Raw genomic sequence first — 18,206 nt, 5'->3', positions numbered from 1 at the left:
CGATGAAACCTCATGCTACGGCCATCAGCCAACGCTTGTTGCGCGGTCAGGCGCCCTCTTATGAACGCTTGCAGGCACGTCTGGCCGAAGATCGCTGTGAACTCGGCGCCGCTCCGATTGCTGTGCACTGCGGCTGGGGCCGGTTGCTGATCGGCCATACCTTCGCCGATGCTGCGAGCCTTGCCGGGGAATTGCTCAATGAGCAACCCGGCGAGCGGGATATCGCCCTGTATGTCGCCGCTCCCCAGCAAGTGCTGGGGCTGGAACCGACGCAGCTGTTTCTCGATCCGTCCGACACGTTGCGTTTGTGGTTCAGCGATTACCGTCAGGCGACCCGTGTGTTTCGTGGTTTTCGCATTCGTCGCGCACAAAGCGAGGCCGACTGGCAGGCGGTCAATCAGTTGTATCAGGCCCGCAGCATGCTGCCGATCGATGCCACGCTGCTGACGCCGCGTCACTTGGGCGGCCCGGTGTATTGGCTGGCGGAGGACGAGGACAGCGGCGCGATTATCGGCAGTGTCATGGGACTCAATCATCACAAGGCGTTTAACGATCCGGAACACGGCAGCAGCCTGTGGTGCCTGGCGGTTGATCCGCAATGCTCCCGGCCGGGTGTCGGTGAAGTGCTGGTGCGGCACCTGATCGAGCACTTCATGAGTCGCGGGCTCGCCTATCTCGATTTGTCGGTGCTGCATGACAATCGCCAGGCGAAAAACCTCTACAGCAAACTGGGATTTCGCAACCTCTCGACCTTCGCCATCAAGCGCAAGAACGGCATCAATCAGCCGCTGTTCCTCGGGCCTGGCCCTGAAGCCGAGTTCAATCCTTACGCGCGGATCATCGTCGAGGAAGCGCACCGGCGCGGCATCGATGTACAGGTCGATGACGCCGACGCCGGGATGTTCACCCTCAGTCACGGCGGGCGCCGGGTGCGTTGTCGCGAGTCCCTCAGCGACCTGACCAGCGCCATCAGCATGACGCTGTGTCAGGACAAAAGCCTGACCCACAAAGTGCTCAAGGCGGCCGGGCTGAACTTGCCGTGCCAACAACTGGCCGGCAACGCTGACGACAATTTGGCCTTTCTCGACGAGCACCAGCGGGTGGTGGTCAAGCCGCTGGATGGCGAACAGGGCCAAGGCGTGGCGGTGGATTTGCGGACCATTGAAGAGGTGCAGCAAGCCATCGAGAGCGCCCGCCGCTTCGACAACCGCGTATTGCTCGAAAGCTTCCACGAAGGCCTCGACCTGCGCATTCTGGTGATCGGCTTCCAAGTGGTCGCCGCCGCCATTCGCCGGCCGGCCGAAGTGGTGGGCGACGGTCAGCATGCCGTCGGTGCGCTGATCGAAGCCCAGAGTCGACGTCGACAAGCGGCCACCGACGGTGAAAGCAAGATCCCGCTGGATCAAGAAACCCAGCGCACCTTGCAGTCCGCCGGGTATGACTACAACAGCATTTTGCCGGCCGGTGAGCATCTGTTCGTGCGGCGTACGGCGAACCTGCATACCGGCGGTATTCTCGAAGACGTTACCGCGATCCTGCACCCGACATTGGTGGACGCCGCCGTGCGGGCCGCCCGGGCACTGGACATTCCCATGGTCGGTCTCGACCTGATGGTGCCGGCTGCCGATCAAGCGGAGTACGTGTTTATCGAAGCCAACGAACGCGCCGGGCTGGCCAACCATGAACCGCAACCGACGGCGGAGCGCTTTGTGGATTTGTTGTTTCCGCACAGTCAGCCGGTGGTCTCTTAGTTTTGTGGTGCCTGGACTGGCCCCTTCGCTGGCAAGCCAGCTCCTGCATTCGAATGCGCACGCCTGTAGGAGCTGGCTTGCCAGCGAAAGCGGCCTGACAGGCAAAAAACATCCCCTCATCGAAACCATCGATGGCCTCACCTCATCAGGAGTTTCCATGACTAGCAAAATTCCCGAACCCGATCTCGGTTACCTGCAAAAAGTCCTGCTGGAAATGCTCGCCATTCCCAGCCCGACCGGTTTCACCGACACCATCGTGCGCTACGTCGCCGAACGCCTTGAGGAACTTGGCATTCCCTTCGAGATGACTCGGCGCGGCACGATCCGCGCCACGCTCAAAGGCAAGAAAAACAGCCCGGACCGCGCCGTCTCCGCGCACCTGGACACCATCGGCGCGGCCGTGCGTGCGGTAAAGGACAACGGACGCCTGACCCTCGCACCGGTCGGCTGCTGGTCCAGCCGTTTTGCCGAGGGCAGCCGCGTCAGCCTGTTCACCGACAACGGCGTGATCCGTGGCAGCGTGTTGCCGCTGATGGCTTCCGGGCATGCGTTCAATACCGCCGTCGATGAAATGCCGATCAGTTGGGACCACATCGAATTGCGCCTGGATGCGTATTGCGCCACCCGCGCCGATTGCGAATCCCTGGGCATCAGCGTGGGCGATTTCGTCGCCTTCGACCCGCTGCCGGAGTTCACCGAAAGCGGCCACATCAGTGCCCGTCACCTTGACGACAAGGCCGGTGTCGCCGCGTTGCTGGCGGCGCTCAAGGCCATCGTCGACAGCGGCGAAGAACTGATGATCGACTGTCACCCGCTGTTCACCATCACCGAAGAAACCGGCAGTGGCGCAGCAGCGGCGTTGCCTTGGGATGTCAGCGAATTCGTCGGCATCGACATCGCGCCGGTCGCCCCCGGCCAACACTCCAGCGAACATGCCGTGAGCGTGGCGATGCAGGATTCCGGCGGACCTTATGACTATCACCTGTCCCGGCATTTGTTACGCCTGGCCAGTGACAACGAATTGCCGGCGCGGCGCGACCTGTTCCGCTATTACTTCAGCGATGCCCACTCGGCGGTCACCGCCGGCCACGACATTCGCACCGCCCTGCTCGCCTTCGGCTGCGATGCCACCCACGGCTACGAACGCACCCACATCGACAGCCTCGCCGCGCTGAGCCGATTGCTCGGTGCCTACATCCTCAGCCCGCCGGTGTTCGCCAGCGATGCGCAACCGGCCAAGGGTTCACTGGACCGTTTCAGTCATCAGCTCGAACACGAGACCCAGATGGAAAGCGATACGCGGGTGCCGTCGGTGGACAGTCTGGTGGGACAGCGCTCGCAGAGCTGATCCGGGACCTTGATTGCAGGTAAACCGCTATCGCGAGCAGGCTCACTCCCACAGTTGATCGCCTTCCCCTGTGGGAGCGAGCCTGCTCGCGATGGCGTCAGCCCAGGCAACACAAAATCCCGGGCTGGCTGTCCTCGCCCAATCGCCGTAGCATCGCGCCATTGATTGAAACCGAGGTGCCTATGCTGATCCCCCACGACCAACTTGAAGTCGATACCCTGACCCGCCTGATCGAAGATTTCGTGACCCGCGACGGTACCGACAATGGCGATGACACCCCGCTGGAAACCCGTGTCCTGCGCGTGCGTCAGGCCTTGACCAAGGGGCAGGCACTGATCGTGTTCGATCCGGAAAGCGAGCAATGCCAATTGATGCTCAAGCACGACGTGCCCAAGCATCTGTTTGACTGAGTCCTTCAGTTGCCCTTCTTTTTCGCCACTTTGGTCTGGATGCGTTCGTAGACCTCCGCTCGGTGTACAGCAACGTCTTGAGGTGCTTCGACGCCAAAGTGGATGTTGTTTCCGTTGATCGCAAGAACGCGCACGGAAATGTTGTTACCGATGGAAATTGTTTCGCCCACAACGCGGCTGAGTACGAGCATGAGGTCTGTCCTTCAAGGGTTACCGGCCCTTGAAGATGCCCCGCTGGCTGCACGCCTACAATGCAGTGGCGGTAAATCAGTCTCGCCCTACAACGCAGACCTGTTCTGCTGACGGAAAGGTCTGACAGGTTCGTTTGAGAGTCGGAAATTTCTGTCAGGACGCGGAGAATCGCGGGCCAAACAGGATGATGCTCGCACCGATCACACACAGCGCGACGCCAATCCAGTCCGAGCCCAGCGGACGAATCCGCTCGACCACCGCCAGCCAGCCGATCGAGGCAATGATGTAGATGCCGCCGTAAGCGGCGTAGGCGCGCCCGGCGTAGGTCGCTTCGATGCGGGTCAGCAGCAGCGCGAACAGCGTCAGGCTGATGAGGGCCGGCACCACCCACCAGGCACTTTTGCCCTGACGCAGCCACATCCAGAAGGCAAAGCACCCGGCAATTTCGAACAGCGCGGCAAGAAAAAACCACAGGTAATTGAGCATGCACGTGTCTCGCGAGGATGGCCGATGGCGGCCACCCTAACGACCGCGCTGCACAGGGGCAAGGTCAGCTTGCGGTTTGCTTGGCCTTGGTGCGCATTTTGTCGGCCATGACGGTCATTTCGTTGTAGAGCAACTGCGGGTTCTTCTGCTTGATCGCCCAGGCCATACGGCCCTGTTCGTGAGGCAGGATCATGAACTCGCCGGCAGCAACCTGCTGATAGATGTAGTCGGCGATGTCGGCAGCGCTGATCGGTGAGCTTTCCAGCAACTTGCCGACCTGAGCCTTCATGGCCGGAGTCGGGCCGCGGAAGGAGTCCAGCAGGTTGGTCTGGAAAAACGACGGGCACACCACGTGTACGCCGACTTCCTGGTGCGCCAGTTCGATCAGCAGGCTTTCCGACAACGCCACGACGCCGGCCTTGGCCACGTTGTAGTTGCTCATTGCCGGGCCTTGCATCAGCGCGGCCATCGAGGCGATGTTGATGATTTTGCCTTTGCTCTTTTCCAGCAATGGCAGGAAGGCCTTGCAGCCCTTGACCACCCCCATCAGGTTGATCGCGATCTGCCAGTCCCAGTCCTCCAGAGACAGCTCATTGAAAAACCCGCCTGAGGCCACGCCCGCGTTGTTGACGATGACATCGATCCCGCCGAGTTTGACTTCGCAGGCCTGGGCGAACGCGGTCAACTGGCTGTAGTCGCGAACGTCGCAACGCTGGATAAAACCATCCCCGCCGGCTTCACGCACCAGTTTGAGGGTTTCCTGCAAGCCAGGCTCGCTGACGTCAGACAAGGCCAGTTGCCAGCCTTCACGCGCCCAGCGCAGCGCGATTTCGCGACCCAGGCCAGAGCCCGCACCAGTGATCATCATGCGATTTTGCATAGCTAACAGCCTTGTTGTGTCCGGGAAGATGCACCGAGTGTAGCGAAGGATATGTCCCGACCCACGCTCCATCAGATTGCTGAATGGCCCAGGCAAACCGTGGAAGCGACCGAACCAACTAGCTCAACAAAAACCGAAATAAGGACATGTCCGAAATACTTTAAAAAACTTGGAATTTTCTTGCCGTGGCAACAGTCGGATTTTTTAAGCAGCTCGAATTTATGTCATTCCCGCTGGCTGGTATTGGCATGGTCAATCCACAAACCTATCCACAAGGAAACAGACATGGGCACCATACTTATCATCATTCTGATCCTGCTTCTGATCGGTGGTTTACCGGTCTTCCCACACTCCAGAAGTTGGGGATATGGTCCGTCCGGTATCATCGGCGTAGTGTTGGTAGTGCTGTTGATCCTGCTCTTGCTCGGCAGAATATGACGTTTTTAAAAACAAAAAAAAGAGGCTCTTGAAGAGCCTCTTTTTTATTGCGTCACACGTTAGTCCGGCGTGCCGTTGACCACACCGGCGGTGTTGTCCAGCAGGCTCTTGGTCGCCGTTTGCAAGAACGCTTCGAGTTTGGTTTTCAACTCGGCCGTGCGCGGTGCATTGGGAATAACCTCGGCACGCGGATTAGCGCCCAGTTCGTACTGGTACATCTTCGGCGCCATGTCCTTGTCGCGCGGCAATACCAGAATCTGGTCGGCGGTAATGATCGCAGTGGTCTGTTCGCTGCCCGAAGGCTTGATCACGCCAAAACCAGGGTCGCCTTCAGGCAGGTTGAGAAGGTCGCGCCCCCAGCACTGATGACGCACTTCACCACCGATGCGGCCCATGATGGTCGGCACGAGGTCAATCTGAGTGCCCACTGTGTGGTTACGCTGGCCGAATTTTTCCTGGATGCCCGGTGCGATCATCAGCATCGGTACGTTGAAGCGGCCCAGGTCCATTTCGGTGATCTGGCGCTCGTTACCAAAACCGTGGTCACCGACGATGACAAACAGGGTTTCCTTGAAGTACGGCTCTTTACGCGCCTTTTCAAAGAACTGGCCCAAAGCCCAGTCCGCATAACGCATGGCGGTCAGGTGTTCGTTCAGACTGCCACGATCGGTGACGCGCTCGACCGGCAACGGTGTCGGCAAGGCGTATGGCGTGTGGTTGGACAGGGTTTGCAGCAAGGCATAGAACGGCTTGCCGTTTTCCCGCGCCTTGAGCTCGACCAGACCACGGTCGAACATGTCCTGGTCAGACACGCCCCAGGTCGGATCCGAGAACACCGGGTTAACGAAATCGTTACGGCCGATGAAGTTGGTCATGCCCTGGCTGCTGAAAAAACCGGACTGGTTGTCCCAGGCGAAATCGCCGTTGTAGACATACACATCGTCATATTGACGGGTACTGAGCAGCTGCGGCAGGCCGGACAGCTTGTGGCTGCCTTCCGGGGTCTGCATCAGGTATTCGAAACCCGGCAGGTTCGGGAAGCAGGCCATGGTGGCGAACATACCCTGGTGGGTATGGGTGCCGTTGGAGAAGAAACGGTCGAACAACAGGCCTTCCTTCGACAGCTTGTCGAGGTACGGCGTGATGTTGCCCGGAGCGCCGAGGGCGCCCACCGAGTGACCGGCCATGCTTTCCATCAGGATCACAACGACGTTCTTGATCGGCAGGGTCTTGTCGGCCGGTGGCGTGTAATCGCGACGGACCGCTGCGATCTCGCCATCCACCAGTTTGTCATCGGCCATCACCAGCATGTCACGTACGATTTGTTGGGCTTGTGGCTGTGGCAGCGTGGCTTTCCAGATATTGTCGCGATCTTCGGACATCCGGCTCTTGGCGGCGGCAACCAGAGAAAGCGTACCGTTGAGACCCAGCTGGTTGGCGAAGTTGGAATCTGTGGTGTAGACGTCACCCCAGCGCATCGGCGGGCCTTGACGCAAGGTGCCACGGGCGGCGACGACGCAAATCAGCAGGCAAACCACGAACACGCCAACGCGTGCATACCACGGCGCTACCTTGCGTGTGCTGATGCTGCCGCCGCTGAACGGGCCGCGAGGACGGGTCGCACGGTCGGCGCCCTTGAACGCCATGCTCAGGATCACGGTGCCCACGGCCCATGCCAGCAGGTAGCGGACCACCGGAAAACCGTACCAGAGCATGCTGGCCACGGTTTTCGGGTCTTCCTTGACGTACTGGAAGACCAGACCGTTCAGGCGCTGGTGGAATTCACGGTAGAAGTCCATCTCCATCAGGCCCAGGAACAACGCGATGCTGGAGACGAGGGTCAGCCAGAAACGAAAGAACCCTCGCGCCGCCATGGCCCGGGCACTGAACAGCGCCAGCAACAACGGAATGCTGAGATAGACCACCAGGCGCAGATCAAAACGCAGGCCATTGGTGAATGCTTCGAGAAAGGTCGAGGCCGGGGTGTCGAGGATCATCTCGCGGTTGTAGACCAGCAGCGCGACGCGCAGCAGGCTGAACATGACCATCATGACCAGGGCACACAACAGCGTGTAGGCCAGATGCGATTTGACGGTCGGTTGCAGCAGGCGACTAGAAGCTCGCTGCTGATTCAGGGCGTCCGGGATTGCCATGTCGTTTTAGGACCCATTGGAAGTTGAAGTTTCAAAAAAACAGCGGCGCCTTGCCCTCTTATGGCCAGTACCTGGCCCCGGGGATTGCGCGGTGCGCAAATGTTGCACGATCAACGGCAGCATTGCCATTGATAACTACGCTCACTCAAACGCTGAGTAAGAGCTGCCGGGATGTGTGTCACATCCTGAAGAGCGGGGGCGAATTGTCTTGGAGGCTTGGTGAAAATTTCGTTCAACGAATATTCGGATACAAATTAAAGCGCTGTCGCTTGTGAAAACAGAACGCCCCGAACCGGTCGGGGCGTTTCACAAGCCTGTTCAGCGCAATGGCACCGTTACTTCTCGGCGCGTTCCTTGAGGGCTTTCAACGTATTGAACGGTGCATCCACCACGAACTTGTTGGCCACCATCGACGGCACGTTACCACCCGGTTCGGTGTGTACCTGATAGGTCACTTCGATCTGATCGCCCTTGGGCACGAACTTCCAGAAACCGTCGACTTTGACGACACGGACGAAACCTTTTTCCTCGGGAATGTACTTCGGCACGCCTTCGAGTTTGCGGGTCAGGCTGCCATCGGCACCTTCGATGGTGGTGATGTGCAACACCGAATCACGGGCAGTGACTGGCCACGGCGTGTTGAACTGGGTGTAGGTCCAGCTCTGGTCACCTTCGTGCTTGAGCAACTTCTGGGTTTTGCATTCGTGAATCCAGGCGCAGGCGCCCGCTACGTCTTCCTGCAACGCACGCAGTTTGGCCATGGAGGTCTTCATCAGTGTGACGCCCTGGTAGGCCTTGTAGTCGGAGCCGGCCACTTCACTCAGGGACACCTTGATGCCGTCTTCGTTTTTGGCGACTTTCCAGTCCTCGGCCTGTGCAACCGACGTGACCAGCACGGCCGTCAAACCACACAAAACAGCAATACGATGCAGCGAACCCATAGTCTTATTCCTTATTGTTGAAGTTCCGTCCGTTGAACACATCACGCAGCCGTCATTTGCTCCCACCAGCCTATCAGCCTGATGGCCTCTTCGCTGCTGCTTCCGCATACTTCGGGGTCGGCATCAAACGCCGAACACACCGCGGGCCGCTCCGGTTGCCCGAAAATATTGCACAGGTTCCCGGCCGACAACTGCAGACAGCGTTCACCTGCGGCTTTGCCATTGGGCATTCCGGGAATCGGTGAACTGATGGAAGGGGCAATGCAACAAGCACCACAGCCCTCACGGCATTTCATGACGACAAGCTCCTCGCGACGAGCGATATGTTAAAGGACGCGGCACAGAGTACCCCCTAAAACAGTTGTTTAAAATTACCCGCCGGCGGGTTTTTCAGCGCAAACGGGCGTGACCGGCCAGTCTCCGACAAAGCGTCTGGTCTGAGGCTCACGGATTGGGAGGCGTTACTGTTTGAATTCGAACTCCAGCAACGCACCATCAACCTCACGGCGCTCTTCATTGCGCAACTGCAACTGCATTTCATTGTTGAGCAACTTTCCGTTGAGCTGGAATGGGCTGTTTTTGTCACCGAACATCTCAGGCAACAACGGTTCACGCGGGGACAGCGGCACAGTACCCACCGGTTTCAGCGCCTGGACCATGTCCCGGGGCAGTCTCAAATCCAGGTGAGCGGATGGAAGCCTGGTTTTCGCCACTTCACTGGCCGATTTCGATTTGTGGGCAATGGGAGCACGACTTTTTACCATCTCAGCGCGCTTTTCGGCAGGTTCCGCTGTTTTCACGGGGGTATCGGTCGTCTCTTGTGTCTGCGAACTGCCGTTGGACGACTCGTCCTGCGCGGAAGCGGCAATGGCGGGTGCTGGCTGAACGCTCACTGACAAGCAGATCAACAACCAGGCGGCAGGAAAAGTCGGTTTCATGGACCCAACGGTGCAAACGGCAGAGACGTCTATGCTCGCCTGTTGCAACGGACAAGACAAGCGCGGTCAATGACCGCGCATTTCAGGTCACAGACCGCCAGCCGTCTCCTGGCAGAGCTGGGTGGCCAGCATGCCCAAGGTCATCAGGGCGCGCTCCGCTTCGCGGTTCCACGGGATGCCGCAGTTCAGGCGGATGCAATGATTGAATTGCTCGGTGTTACTGAAAATCAGCCCTGGCGCAATACTGATGCCCTGCTGCAATGCCCGCACGTGCAATTCCTGGGTATTGACCCGTCCCGGCAAACTGACCCACAGAATGAAACCGCCGGTCGGCCGTGTCATCTGCGTGCCTTCCGGGAAGTGCTGCTGCACCGCCAGTTGAAACGCGCTGAGATTTTTACGGTACTCCTGGCGGATGAAACGCAGATGCCGGTCGTACCCGCCATTCTCCAGATACGCCGCAATGCCCATTTGCGTGACACTGCACGCTGAATGGGTGCTGAATGTCTGCAAGCGCTGGATTTCCTGCTGATACTTGCCAGCGATCATCCAGCCGATCCGCACCCCCGGCGACAGGGTTTTGGAGAAGCTCGAGCAATAAATCACCCGGTCCAGCCGATCATAGGCCTTGAGCGATTTGGTGCGCCCCTGCTCGAACATCAGTTCGCCGTAAATGTCGTCCTCGACAATCTGGATATCGAAGTCCGACGCCAGGCGCAGCAGTTGCTTCTGCCGCTCCTCGGGCATGGTGCCCCCCAATGGATTGCTCAGGCGCGTGGTCAGCACCAGCGCTTTGATCGACCACTGGTTGGCGGCCAGTTGCAGGGCTTCGAGACTCATGCCGGTGGACGGGTCGCTGGGGATCTCGATGACCTTCAGACCCAGCAGATCCGCCAGTTGCAGCAAGCCGTAATAGGTCGGCGACTCAGCGGCAATCAAGTCGCCCGGACGGGTCAAGACTCGCAGGGACATCTGCAAGGCATCCACGCAACCGTGGGTGATCACCACTTCCGACGGATCGACCACCACGCCGGCATCGCGCATGCGGATTGCCACTTGTCGACGCAAGGGTTCGAACCCAGGGCTGAACATATAGCTGAACGCGCGCGGGCTGTGGAAACGGGTGACTTTGGCTAATTGCTGATGCAGGGCTCGCACCGGCAAATAGTCGACACTCGGCACGGCAGCGCCTAATGGGAAAACGCCTTCACGACGGGATTCGACCAGGACTTGCTGAATGATGCTGCTGCGGGTGACCAGGCCCGGGCGCTCGACCCGGGCGATATCCGGCGTGGGCGCCGTCAAGGCCGGCGTCTGGTGCACGTAGTAACCCGACTGCGGCCGTGCACGGATCAACCCTTGATCTTCGAGATTGGCGTACGCCTGCAACACCGTTGCATGGCTGACATTGAGCTGCGAGCTCATCTTGCGCACCGAAGGCACGCGCTCTCCCGGTTGATAGACCCCACGGCGGATGTCTTCGGCCAGTTGCTGAGCAATACGTTGGTAGAGCAAGAGATTTGTCATGACGCAGCACTCGATTTCACGGGCATTTTATTCTTGTGTGAAACATTACCGGAACAGTTTAGAAGTGTACTGGGACAGTTGCCACAATAGTCGACCATACAGTGCATTGTCAGCAAAAACTGTACTGTTTTGTGAGTGGATCGGCAGGCGTAAAAAACCCGGCACTGCAGGACAGGCCGGGCTATAGAAGCTGTCGAGTGAAACGCGGCTGCGATCTGTCCAGGCCCACTTGAGTATCAAGCGCAAGATCAAAAGATCGCAGGCTCCGCCCGCTCCTACCTGGCGGCGCCGAGCTGGCCTTTTTCGTCGGAGAACACCATTTCAACCCGACGGTTCTGCGCCCTTCCCCGCTCGGAGGCATTCACCTCTACCGGGTATTCATCGCCATAGCCTTCGACTTGAATGCGTTTGTCATCGATACCCAGATCAATCAGCACATCGGCGACCGATTGCGCACGGTCCCGGGACAGCTTGAGGTTTTCCTGCTTGCCGCCAGTACTGTCGGTATAGCCTTCGATGCGCACGACGCGCTTGGGATTGAGTTGCAGGAACTGCACGATCTTCAACACCACGCGATTGGCCGAAGTTTTCAGTTCCGCCTCACCGGTGTCGAACAGCATGTCGCCCAACGTCATCACCAGGCCTCGGTCAGTCTGGGCCGTGGTCAAGGCGAGAATCTGCTCTTCGAGCCATTTTCCCTGCTGCTGCACGCTGAACAGTTTGGATTCACGCAAGGCCAATTGCAGCCGCTGGCGTTCCAGCTCGAGCTTCGCTGCACGCTCCTCGTTGAGCACCTGATTGGTGTGCTCCCTGGCAATTTCGCTGTAGCGCTGGCTCAGATACGCGTAGTGCACAACATCCGTGCCGCTGCCCCAGTAACTGGACAAGCGATCGGCGCGGGCCAGGGATTCACCGGCACGAATCACATCCTTGGGAGCGATACGCAGCACATTGGAATCTTCCTTGACCTTCTGGAAGTCGGTACTGGCTTGCTGTATTGCGACCTCGCTGCGCTGACCTGCGCAGCCATAAAGACTCGCACAACCCGCCAGCATCAAACCGAAGAGCGCTTTGTTCTTGAGGCTCATTGGGCATCTCCCAACTGCTTGCGCAGGCGGGTGATGCGGGTGTCTAGCACGTGCAACTGCTCCTCGCTCTTGAGCGTCAGCACTTTGGCTTCGGCCAGACGCGCATCAAGCTCGGCCTGCTCCGCGCGCATGCGCGCATTTTTGAAGGAATCGTCGGCCATGCTGCCTTTGGCGCGGTTGTACTTGTCTTCGGCCAGTTTCATTTCCGGCACATCGTCGGCATTGGCGCCTACGGCCTTGGCTTGTTCAAGTGCCTGCTCAGTCAGGCGCATTTGTTCATTCGGCGCCGGATCGGCTGCACAACCCGCCAGAGCCAAAAGGGCCAGGGCAGCAAAAAGAGGTCGAATACTCACTAAAAATCCCTACTGTTTTGGGGTACTGACGGGTTGCAGCGGCGCTTGCTTCTGTTGCGCGGTCCAGCGCTCGATATTGCGTTGCAGCATGGCCTCCGTCAGTCCGGACGCGGGCAATTCTGTCATCTTTTTGGCCAGCTGTCCGCGCAACCACGGATCGTTGCAGGCGGAGTTATGGGAAACCGCCAGGTACAGGCCCGGCTTGTCGACAGGTTGCAGGCGAGCGACCAGGTCGTTGGCCATGCCCAATGTCTGCGCCATCGCCATACCTGAGTAGCGCCCGGCCAGGACGAATTCCACCTCACTCAAAAGCAGTTTCTGAAAGGCTTGGGTCAGGTTGGCTGTACGGACGAGGGTCAATTGCTGCTCGGCGAAAGTGGCAAATCCCGAGGTCAATCGAGACTTTTCCGACACGGCACCGGAATGACCGTGCAGATCCTGTGCCTCGTTGTAGACCAGCGCGGAATCCTTGCGGGTCCAGACCAGGTAATCGTTTTCCAGCAGAGGGGGATGAATGTAGTCCAGCGTTTCCAGTTCTTTAACCGTCAACGGCGCGTCCGCCAGCATGTCCATGCGCCCGCTGCGCACTTCGTCCAGAGCCTGGGAGCGTTTGCCGGCGTAAAGCAATTCGACCTTGATTCCCAACTCCCCCGCCACGTGCCGCAACAAATCAGCACTGGCACCGATCAGGTGCCTGGGGTTTTGTGGGTCTTGCCACAGATACGGTGGCGCATCAGGGCTGCCGGTCACCACCAGGCGCTCGCACTTTCCCGCGGCAAACGAAAGCGCCGGTAATAGCGCCAATCCCAGCAAACTCCAGACAAAACGCAGATCCATGGCAATACACTCCTCTCAATCCCGCTTATGCCATCTACGAAAAAACTGCAAAAAAAAGCCCGACCAAAAGGTCGGGCTCTTTATAAGTGAAGCAGCCGGTTTAGACCAGCTTCTCCAGCTCAGGGATAGCTTCGAACAGGTCTGCCACCAGGCCGTAATCGGCCACCTGGAAGATCGGCGCTTCTTCGTCCTTGTTGATCGCGACGATCACTTTGGAGTCTTTCATGCCGGCCAGGTGCTGGATCGCGCCGGAAATACCGACGGCGATGTACAGCTGAGGAGCAACGATCTTGCCGGTCTGACCGACCTGCATGTCGTTCGGTACGAAACCTGCGTCGACCGCGGCGCGGGAAGCACCAACGGCAGCGCCCAGCTTGTCGGCCAAGGCGTACAGGTGTTTGAAGTTGTCGCCGTTCTGCATGCCGCGGCCGCCGGAAACGACGATCTTGGCAGCGGTCAGTTCCGGACGATCGGACTTGGCCAGCTCTTCGCCAACGAAGCTGGAGATGCCAGCGTCGTGGGCAGCGCCAACCGCTTCAACGGCAGCGGAGCCGCCTTCAGCTGCAACCGGGTCGAAACCGGTAGCACGCACGGTGATGACTTTGACTGCTGCGTTCGACTGAACGGTAGCGATGGCGTTACCGGCGTAGATCGGACGCTTGAAAGTGTCAGCGCTTTCTACCGAGATGATCTCGGAGATCTGATCAACGTCCAGTGCAGCGGCAACGCGCGGCAGGATGTTTTTGCCGTTGGAAGTAGCGGCAGCCAGGATATGGCTGTAGCCCTTGCCCAACTCTGCCACCAGAGGAGCGACGTTTTCCGGCAGCTGGTGCGCGTAGGCGGCGTTGTCAGCTACCAATACTTTGCTCACGCCAGCGATTTTTGCAGCGGCTTCAGCCACGGCACCAACACCCTGGCCAGCGACCAGAACGTGGATGTCGCCACCGATTTTGGCGGCAGCAGCAACGGTGTTCAGGGTGGCAGGCGCCACAACCTTGTTGTCGTGCTCAGCGATTACCAAGATAGTCATGATTAGATTACCTTCGCTTCGTTTTTCAGTTTCTCGACCAGTTCAGCCACCGACTTGACCTTGATACCCGCGCTGCGTGCAGCAGGCGCTTCGACTTTCACGGTCTTGTTGGTGGAGGCGGTGGAAACGCCCAAAGCATCCGGAGTCAGTACTTCGAGAGGCTTCTTCTTGGCTTTCATGATGTTTGGCAGAGACGCGTAGCGCGGCTCGTTCAAACGCAGATCGGTGGTGACGATGGCCGGCAGCTTCAGGGAAACTGTCTGCGCGCCGCCGTCGACTTCCCGGGTAACAGCAACGCTGTCGCCGCTGATTTCGACTTTCGAAGCGAACGTGCCCTGACCGTAGCCGCTCAATGCTGCGAGCATCTGGCCAGTCTGGTTGTTGTCGCTGTCGATGGCTTGCTTGCCAAGGATCACCAGCTGAGGCTGTTCCTTGTCGACAACAGCTTTCAACAGTTTGGCAACGGCCAGGGAAGTCAGATCTTCGGCGGATTCGACGAGGATGGCGCGGTCGGCACCCAGAGCCAGCGCGGTGCGCAGTTGCTCTTGAGCGGTGGACGGGCCAACGGAGACGACGACGATTTCAGTCGCAACACCTTTTTCTTTCAGGCGTACGGCTTCTTCAACGGCGATCTCGCAGAACGGGTTCATCGACATCTTGACGTTGGCAAGATCGACGCCGGAATTGTCCGCCTTGACGCGAACTTTCACGTTGTAATCCACAACGCGTTTGACAGCTACAAGAACCTTCATGGATTCCTCGTTACTCTCCGGTGAAAAGAAAGTCGCCTAGGCGAACCTGGCGGTTGATGCTCATCGGGCGCAAGGGCACCTCCAAAAACGCCGGCAAAGGTGTCAAGTGACCATCGCTCATGATGTGGATGACCATTCGTCAGTCGTGACCGACGAGTCATTCAATACCGCGGCGTGTAAACTGCGCGCCAAAGCTGCGCTGCACATCACTCTCTACTGCCATCGCCCTGTCTTTAGAGGTGCTCTTGAAGCCACCAGTCAGCCTACGGCGAGCGCAAAACCGACCGTATCTTGACCGGAACGCCTATTCCGGTCAATACGCCAAAATAGCCGTTCATAAGGCGCGTGACTTTGATTTCTCTGGGCTTGAGCCAATTCAAACAAACGTTTGTATTGGACGCTGGGAGTGGTGTAGATATAATGCGCCACCCAGAGAGAAAGGTGGTCAATCGTTTGTCCGCTTTCGGCATCACGCCGGGATTCATGGATGCGACACCAAACTCCAATTAGAAAAAAAACTGTTGAGCCTTGAGTAGGAGATAACCTGTGGAACGCGAATACATGGAATTCGACGTGGTCATCGTCGGTGCCGGCCCCGCTGGTCTTTCCGCTGCCTGCCGCTTGAAGCAGAAGGCTGCTGAAGCCGGTAAGGAAATCAGCGTCTGCGTGGTCGAAAAAGGCTCCGAAGTCGGTGCTCACATTCTGTCCGGTGCCGTGTTTGAACCACGCGCCCTGAACGAACTGTTCCCGGACTGGAAAGAACTCGGCGCGCCGTTGAACACGCCGGTTACCCGCGACGACATCTTCGTGCTCAAGAACGCCGAAAGCGCGCAGAAAGTGCCTGACTTCTTTGTGCCCAAGACCATGCACAACGAAGGCAACTACATCATCTCCCTGGGCAACCTGTGCCGCTGGCTGGCCCAGCAGGCCGAGAACCTGGGCGTGGAAATCTACCCGGGCTTCGCCGCTCAGGAAGCGCTGATCGACGAAAACGGCGTGGTTCGCGGGATCATCACCGGTGATCTTGGCGTTGACCGCGAAGGTCACCCGAAAGAAGGCTTGTACACCCCTGGCATGGAACTGCGTGGCAAGTACACGCTGTTCGCCGAAGGTTGCCGTGGCCACATCGGCAAGCAGCTGATCAAGCGCTTCAACCTGGACACTGACGCTGACGCCCAGCATTACGGCATCGGCCTGAAAGAAATCTGGGAAGTCGACCCGGCCAAGCATCAGCCAGGCCTGGTAGTGCACACCGCCGGTTGGCCGATGGACATCATGGGCACCGAGAACACCGGCGGCTCGTTCCTCTATCACCTGGAAAACAACCAGGTTGTAGTCGGCCTGATCGTCGACCTGTCCTACAGCAACACCTACCTGTCGCCGTTCGACGAGTTCCAGCGCCTCAAGCATCACCCGGTGCTCAAGCAGCACCTGGAAGGCGGCAAGCGCATCAGCTACGGCGCTCGCGCGATCTGCAAGGGCGGCCTGAACTCGCTGCCGAAGATGGTCTTCAAGGGCGGCGCGCTGATCGGTTGCGACCTCGGCACCCTGAACTTCGCCAAGATCAAAGGCAGCCACACCGCGATGAAGTCCGGCATGCTCGCCGCTGAATCGGTGGCTGATGCACTGTTCGCCGACAAGGACGGCAGCGAAGAACTGACCACTTACGTGGAAGCGTTCAAGAACAGCTGGCTGCACGAAGAACTGTTCGCCAGCCGTAACTTCGGCCCGGCGATCCACAAGTTCGGCGCCATTGTCGGTGGTGGTTTCAACTGGCTCGACCAGAACATCTTCGGCGGCAAACTGCCGTTCACCCTGCACGACAACAAGCCGGACTACGCCTGCCTCAAGCTCGCGGCCGACTGCAAGAAGATTGACTACCCGAAACCGGACGGCAAGATCAGCTTCGACAAATTGAGCTCGGTGTTCATCTCCGGCACCAACCACGAAGAAGAGCAGCCGTGCCACCTGAAGCTGACCGATCCAAGCATCCCGATCAGCAAGAACCTGCCCCTGTACGATGAGCCTGCTCAGCGTTACTGCCCGGCAGGCGTGTACGAAGTGATCACCAAGGAAGACGGCGAGAAGCGCTTCCAGATCAACGCCCAGAACTGCGTTCACTGCAAGACCTGCGACATTAAGGATCCTGCTCAGAACATCACTTGGGTGACGCCGGAAGGCGCTGGCGGCCCGACTTACCCGAACATGTAAGCCGAACCGCGAACATCAAGGCTCCCGAAATGGGGGCCTTTTTGTTGCCTGCGATTTAGCGGATATTCGCGTTCCCTGCAGGCGTTGGCGAACGCCGCGATCGTCTAAAAACTTCAGTTACCCGAAGCAAAATCCCGCAACACCGCCCCATCCATCCGATACCGAACCCACTCCTCCTGTGGCTGCGCGCCCAACGATTTGTAGAAATCGATGGCCGGTGTATTCCACTCCAGCACACTCCACTCAAACCGCCCGCAATCATTGGCGCAGGCGATTTTTGCCAAATGACGCAGCAGGGTTTTGCCTGCACCGCCGCCGCGCTGTTCCGGGGTGATGTAAAGGTCCTCGAGGTACAAGCAGTTGCTACCCAGCCATGTCGAATAGCTGAAGAAGAACACCGCGAAACCGATCGGCAAACCGTCGCGCAAGCAGATCAGGCCATGGGCCGTGGCGCCTTCGCTGAACAGGCTGCGTTCGATGTCGGTGACGCTGGCGATGACTTCATGACGGGCACGTTCGTAGTCGGCCAGTTCAGTGATGAACGCGAGGATTTGCGGTGCATCACTGGGGGTCGCCGGGCGGATTTCGATCGTCATGGACGTGCCTTGTCAAAAGTTGAAAACGCCATACTAAGGCGATGCGTGGTTTGTGGCGATAGCGCTTATCTGTCGGGATAGTGCTTATTTGTGGCGAGGGAGCTTGCTCCCGTCGGCTTGCGAAGCAGGCCCCTACTATTCAACCGAGCGGTACGTGTCAAGGTACCTGTCACCTTGTCTTACAGTTGCTAGCCCGTTGCGCTCTTAATTTCAGGGCGCTCTGGGTTTAAATACACAGCATCTGCCAACTTCCAGTTGCGTGTTCGAGTGCTCCA

Annotated in this window: 18 protein-coding genes and 1 pseudogene; 5 read left to right on the top strand and 14 right to left on the bottom strand. The window is 58.6% G+C overall.

Annotated elements, in window-relative coordinates; genetic code table 11:
* Positions 1–2: 2 nt before the first annotated feature.
* From ngg to CKW15_RS22620, 3 genes and pseudogenes are all read left to right on the top strand, one after another.
* A complete protein-coding gene (ngg, locus tag CKW15_RS22630) occupies positions 3–1,751 on the top strand; it encodes an N-acetylglutaminylglutamine synthetase (RefSeq protein WP_095056646.1) in 1,749 nt (582 codons plus the stop codon).
* Between the two features lie 157 nt (positions 1,752–1,908).
* Positions 1,909–3,112: pseudogene (locus CKW15_RS22625) on the top strand (osmoprotectant NAGGN system M42 family peptidase).
* Between the two features lie 169 nt (positions 3,113–3,281).
* Complete coding sequence (locus CKW15_RS22620) at positions 3,282–3,509, top strand: YheU family protein (protein ID WP_003199186.1); 228 nt, start codon at positions 3,282–3,284, stop codon at positions 3,507–3,509.
* A 5-nt stretch (positions 3,510–3,514) separates the two neighbouring features.
* Here the strand turns inward: CKW15_RS22620 and csrA are convergent, their stop codons facing one another.
* The 3 genes from csrA to CKW15_RS22605 all read right to left on the bottom strand — a co-directional run bounded on the left by csrA (position 3,515) and on the right by CKW15_RS22605 (position 5,067).
* Positions 3,515–3,700: a carbon storage regulator CsrA gene (gene csrA, locus CKW15_RS22615; RefSeq protein ID WP_095056644.1), complete on the bottom strand. Its 186-nt coding sequence runs from the start codon at positions 3,698–3,700 to the stop codon at positions 3,515–3,517.
* Positions 3,701–3,854: 154 nt separating this feature from the next.
* Positions 3,855–4,187, bottom strand: a complete 333-nt coding sequence (locus CKW15_RS22610) for a YnfA family protein (protein WP_095056643.1) — start codon at positions 4,185–4,187, stop codon at positions 3,855–3,857.
* Between the two features lie 64 nt (positions 4,188–4,251).
* On the bottom strand, positions 4,252–5,067 hold the full coding sequence (locus CKW15_RS22605) for an SDR family oxidoreductase (protein ID WP_095056642.1): 816 nt from the start codon (positions 5,065–5,067) through the stop codon (positions 4,252–4,254).
* A gap of 285 nt (positions 5,068–5,352) precedes the next feature.
* On the opposite strand from CKW15_RS22605, the gene CKW15_RS22600 reads away from it, so the two are divergent.
* Entirely contained in the window at positions 5,353–5,505 is a 153-nt protein-coding gene (locus tag CKW15_RS22600; protein ID WP_007973689.1) for a DUF3309 family protein, read from the top strand.
* Positions 5,506–5,564: 59 nt separating this feature from the next.
* On the opposite strand, the gene CKW15_RS22595 is transcribed toward CKW15_RS22600, so the two are convergent.
* The 10 genes from CKW15_RS22595 to CKW15_RS22550 form a co-directional block, all read right to left on the bottom strand.
* Positions 5,565–7,658, bottom strand: a complete 2,094-nt coding sequence (locus CKW15_RS22595) for an LTA synthase family protein (RefSeq protein WP_095152717.1) — start codon at positions 7,656–7,658, stop codon at positions 5,565–5,567.
* A gap of 335 nt (positions 7,659–7,993) precedes the next feature.
* The gene (locus CKW15_RS22590; protein WP_095056640.1) at positions 7,994–8,599 is read right to left on the bottom strand and encodes an START domain-containing protein; all 606 of its coding nucleotides are present in this window, start codon (positions 8,597–8,599) and stop codon (positions 7,994–7,996) included.
* 41 nt (positions 8,600–8,640) lie between these two features.
* The gene (locus tag CKW15_RS22585) at positions 8,641–8,895 is read right to left on the bottom strand and encodes a YkgJ family cysteine cluster protein (RefSeq protein ID WP_095056639.1); all 255 of its coding nucleotides are present in this window, start codon (positions 8,893–8,895) and stop codon (positions 8,641–8,643) included.
* A gap of 165 nt (positions 8,896–9,060) precedes the next feature.
* Positions 9,061–9,537, bottom strand: coding sequence for a translation initiation factor 2 (locus CKW15_RS22580; protein WP_095056638.1), 477 nt, complete (start codon positions 9,535–9,537; stop codon positions 9,061–9,063).
* 87 nt (positions 9,538–9,624) lie between these two features.
* Positions 9,625–11,064 carry a PLP-dependent aminotransferase family protein gene (locus CKW15_RS22575; RefSeq protein ID WP_095056637.1) on the bottom strand — a complete coding sequence of 480 codons (1,440 nt, stop codon included), beginning with the start codon at positions 11,062–11,064 and terminating at the stop codon, positions 9,625–9,627.
* A 275-nt stretch (positions 11,065–11,339) separates the two neighbouring features.
* Positions 11,340–12,152 carry an OmpA family protein gene (locus CKW15_RS22570; RefSeq protein WP_095056636.1) on the bottom strand — a complete coding sequence of 271 codons (813 nt, stop codon included), beginning with the start codon at positions 12,150–12,152 and terminating at the stop codon, positions 11,340–11,342.
* Entirely contained in the window at positions 12,149–12,505 is a 357-nt protein-coding gene (locus CKW15_RS22565; protein ID WP_095056635.1) for a DUF4398 domain-containing protein, read from the bottom strand. Before CKW15_RS22565 ends, CKW15_RS22570 begins: the two co-directional genes overlap by 4 nt.
* 9 nt (positions 12,506–12,514) lie before the next feature.
* Positions 12,515–13,342: an ABC transporter substrate-binding protein gene (locus CKW15_RS22560; protein ID WP_095056634.1), complete on the bottom strand. Its 828-nt coding sequence runs from the start codon at positions 13,340–13,342 to the stop codon at positions 12,515–12,517.
* Between the two features lie 100 nt (positions 13,343–13,442).
* Positions 13,443–14,372 (bottom strand): electron transfer flavoprotein subunit alpha/FixB family protein, encoded by a 930-nt coding sequence (locus CKW15_RS22555; protein ID WP_057713740.1) that lies wholly within the window; start codon positions 14,370–14,372, stop codon positions 13,443–13,445.
* Between the two features lie 2 nt (positions 14,373–14,374).
* Positions 14,375–15,124: an electron transfer flavoprotein subunit beta/FixA family protein gene (locus CKW15_RS22550; protein WP_007945693.1), complete on the bottom strand. Its 750-nt coding sequence runs from the start codon at positions 15,122–15,124 to the stop codon at positions 14,375–14,377.
* A 546-nt stretch (positions 15,125–15,670) separates the two neighbouring features.
* Between CKW15_RS22550 and CKW15_RS22545 the strand changes: the two genes are divergently transcribed.
* The gene (locus CKW15_RS22545) at positions 15,671–17,335 is read left to right on the top strand and encodes an electron transfer flavoprotein-ubiquinone oxidoreductase (RefSeq protein WP_095056633.1); all 1,665 of its coding nucleotides are present in this window, start codon (positions 15,671–15,673) and stop codon (positions 17,333–17,335) included.
* A 113-nt stretch (positions 17,336–17,448) separates the two neighbouring features.
* Here the strand turns inward: CKW15_RS22545 and CKW15_RS22540 are convergent, their stop codons facing one another.
* Positions 17,449–17,931, bottom strand: coding sequence for a GNAT family N-acetyltransferase (locus CKW15_RS22540; protein WP_095056632.1), 483 nt, complete (start codon positions 17,929–17,931; stop codon positions 17,449–17,451).
* Positions 17,932–18,206 lie beyond the last annotated feature (275 nt).

Origin of the sequence: Pseudomonas sp. Irchel s3b5 (genome assembly GCF_900187435.1) — a bacterium.
In the GTDB taxonomy this organism is placed as follows: domain Bacteria; phylum Pseudomonadota; class Gammaproteobacteria; order Pseudomonadales; family Pseudomonadaceae; genus Aquipseudomonas.
Note: the sequence above shows the minus strand (reverse complement) of the source record. Positions and strands in the feature narration are given on the sequence as shown.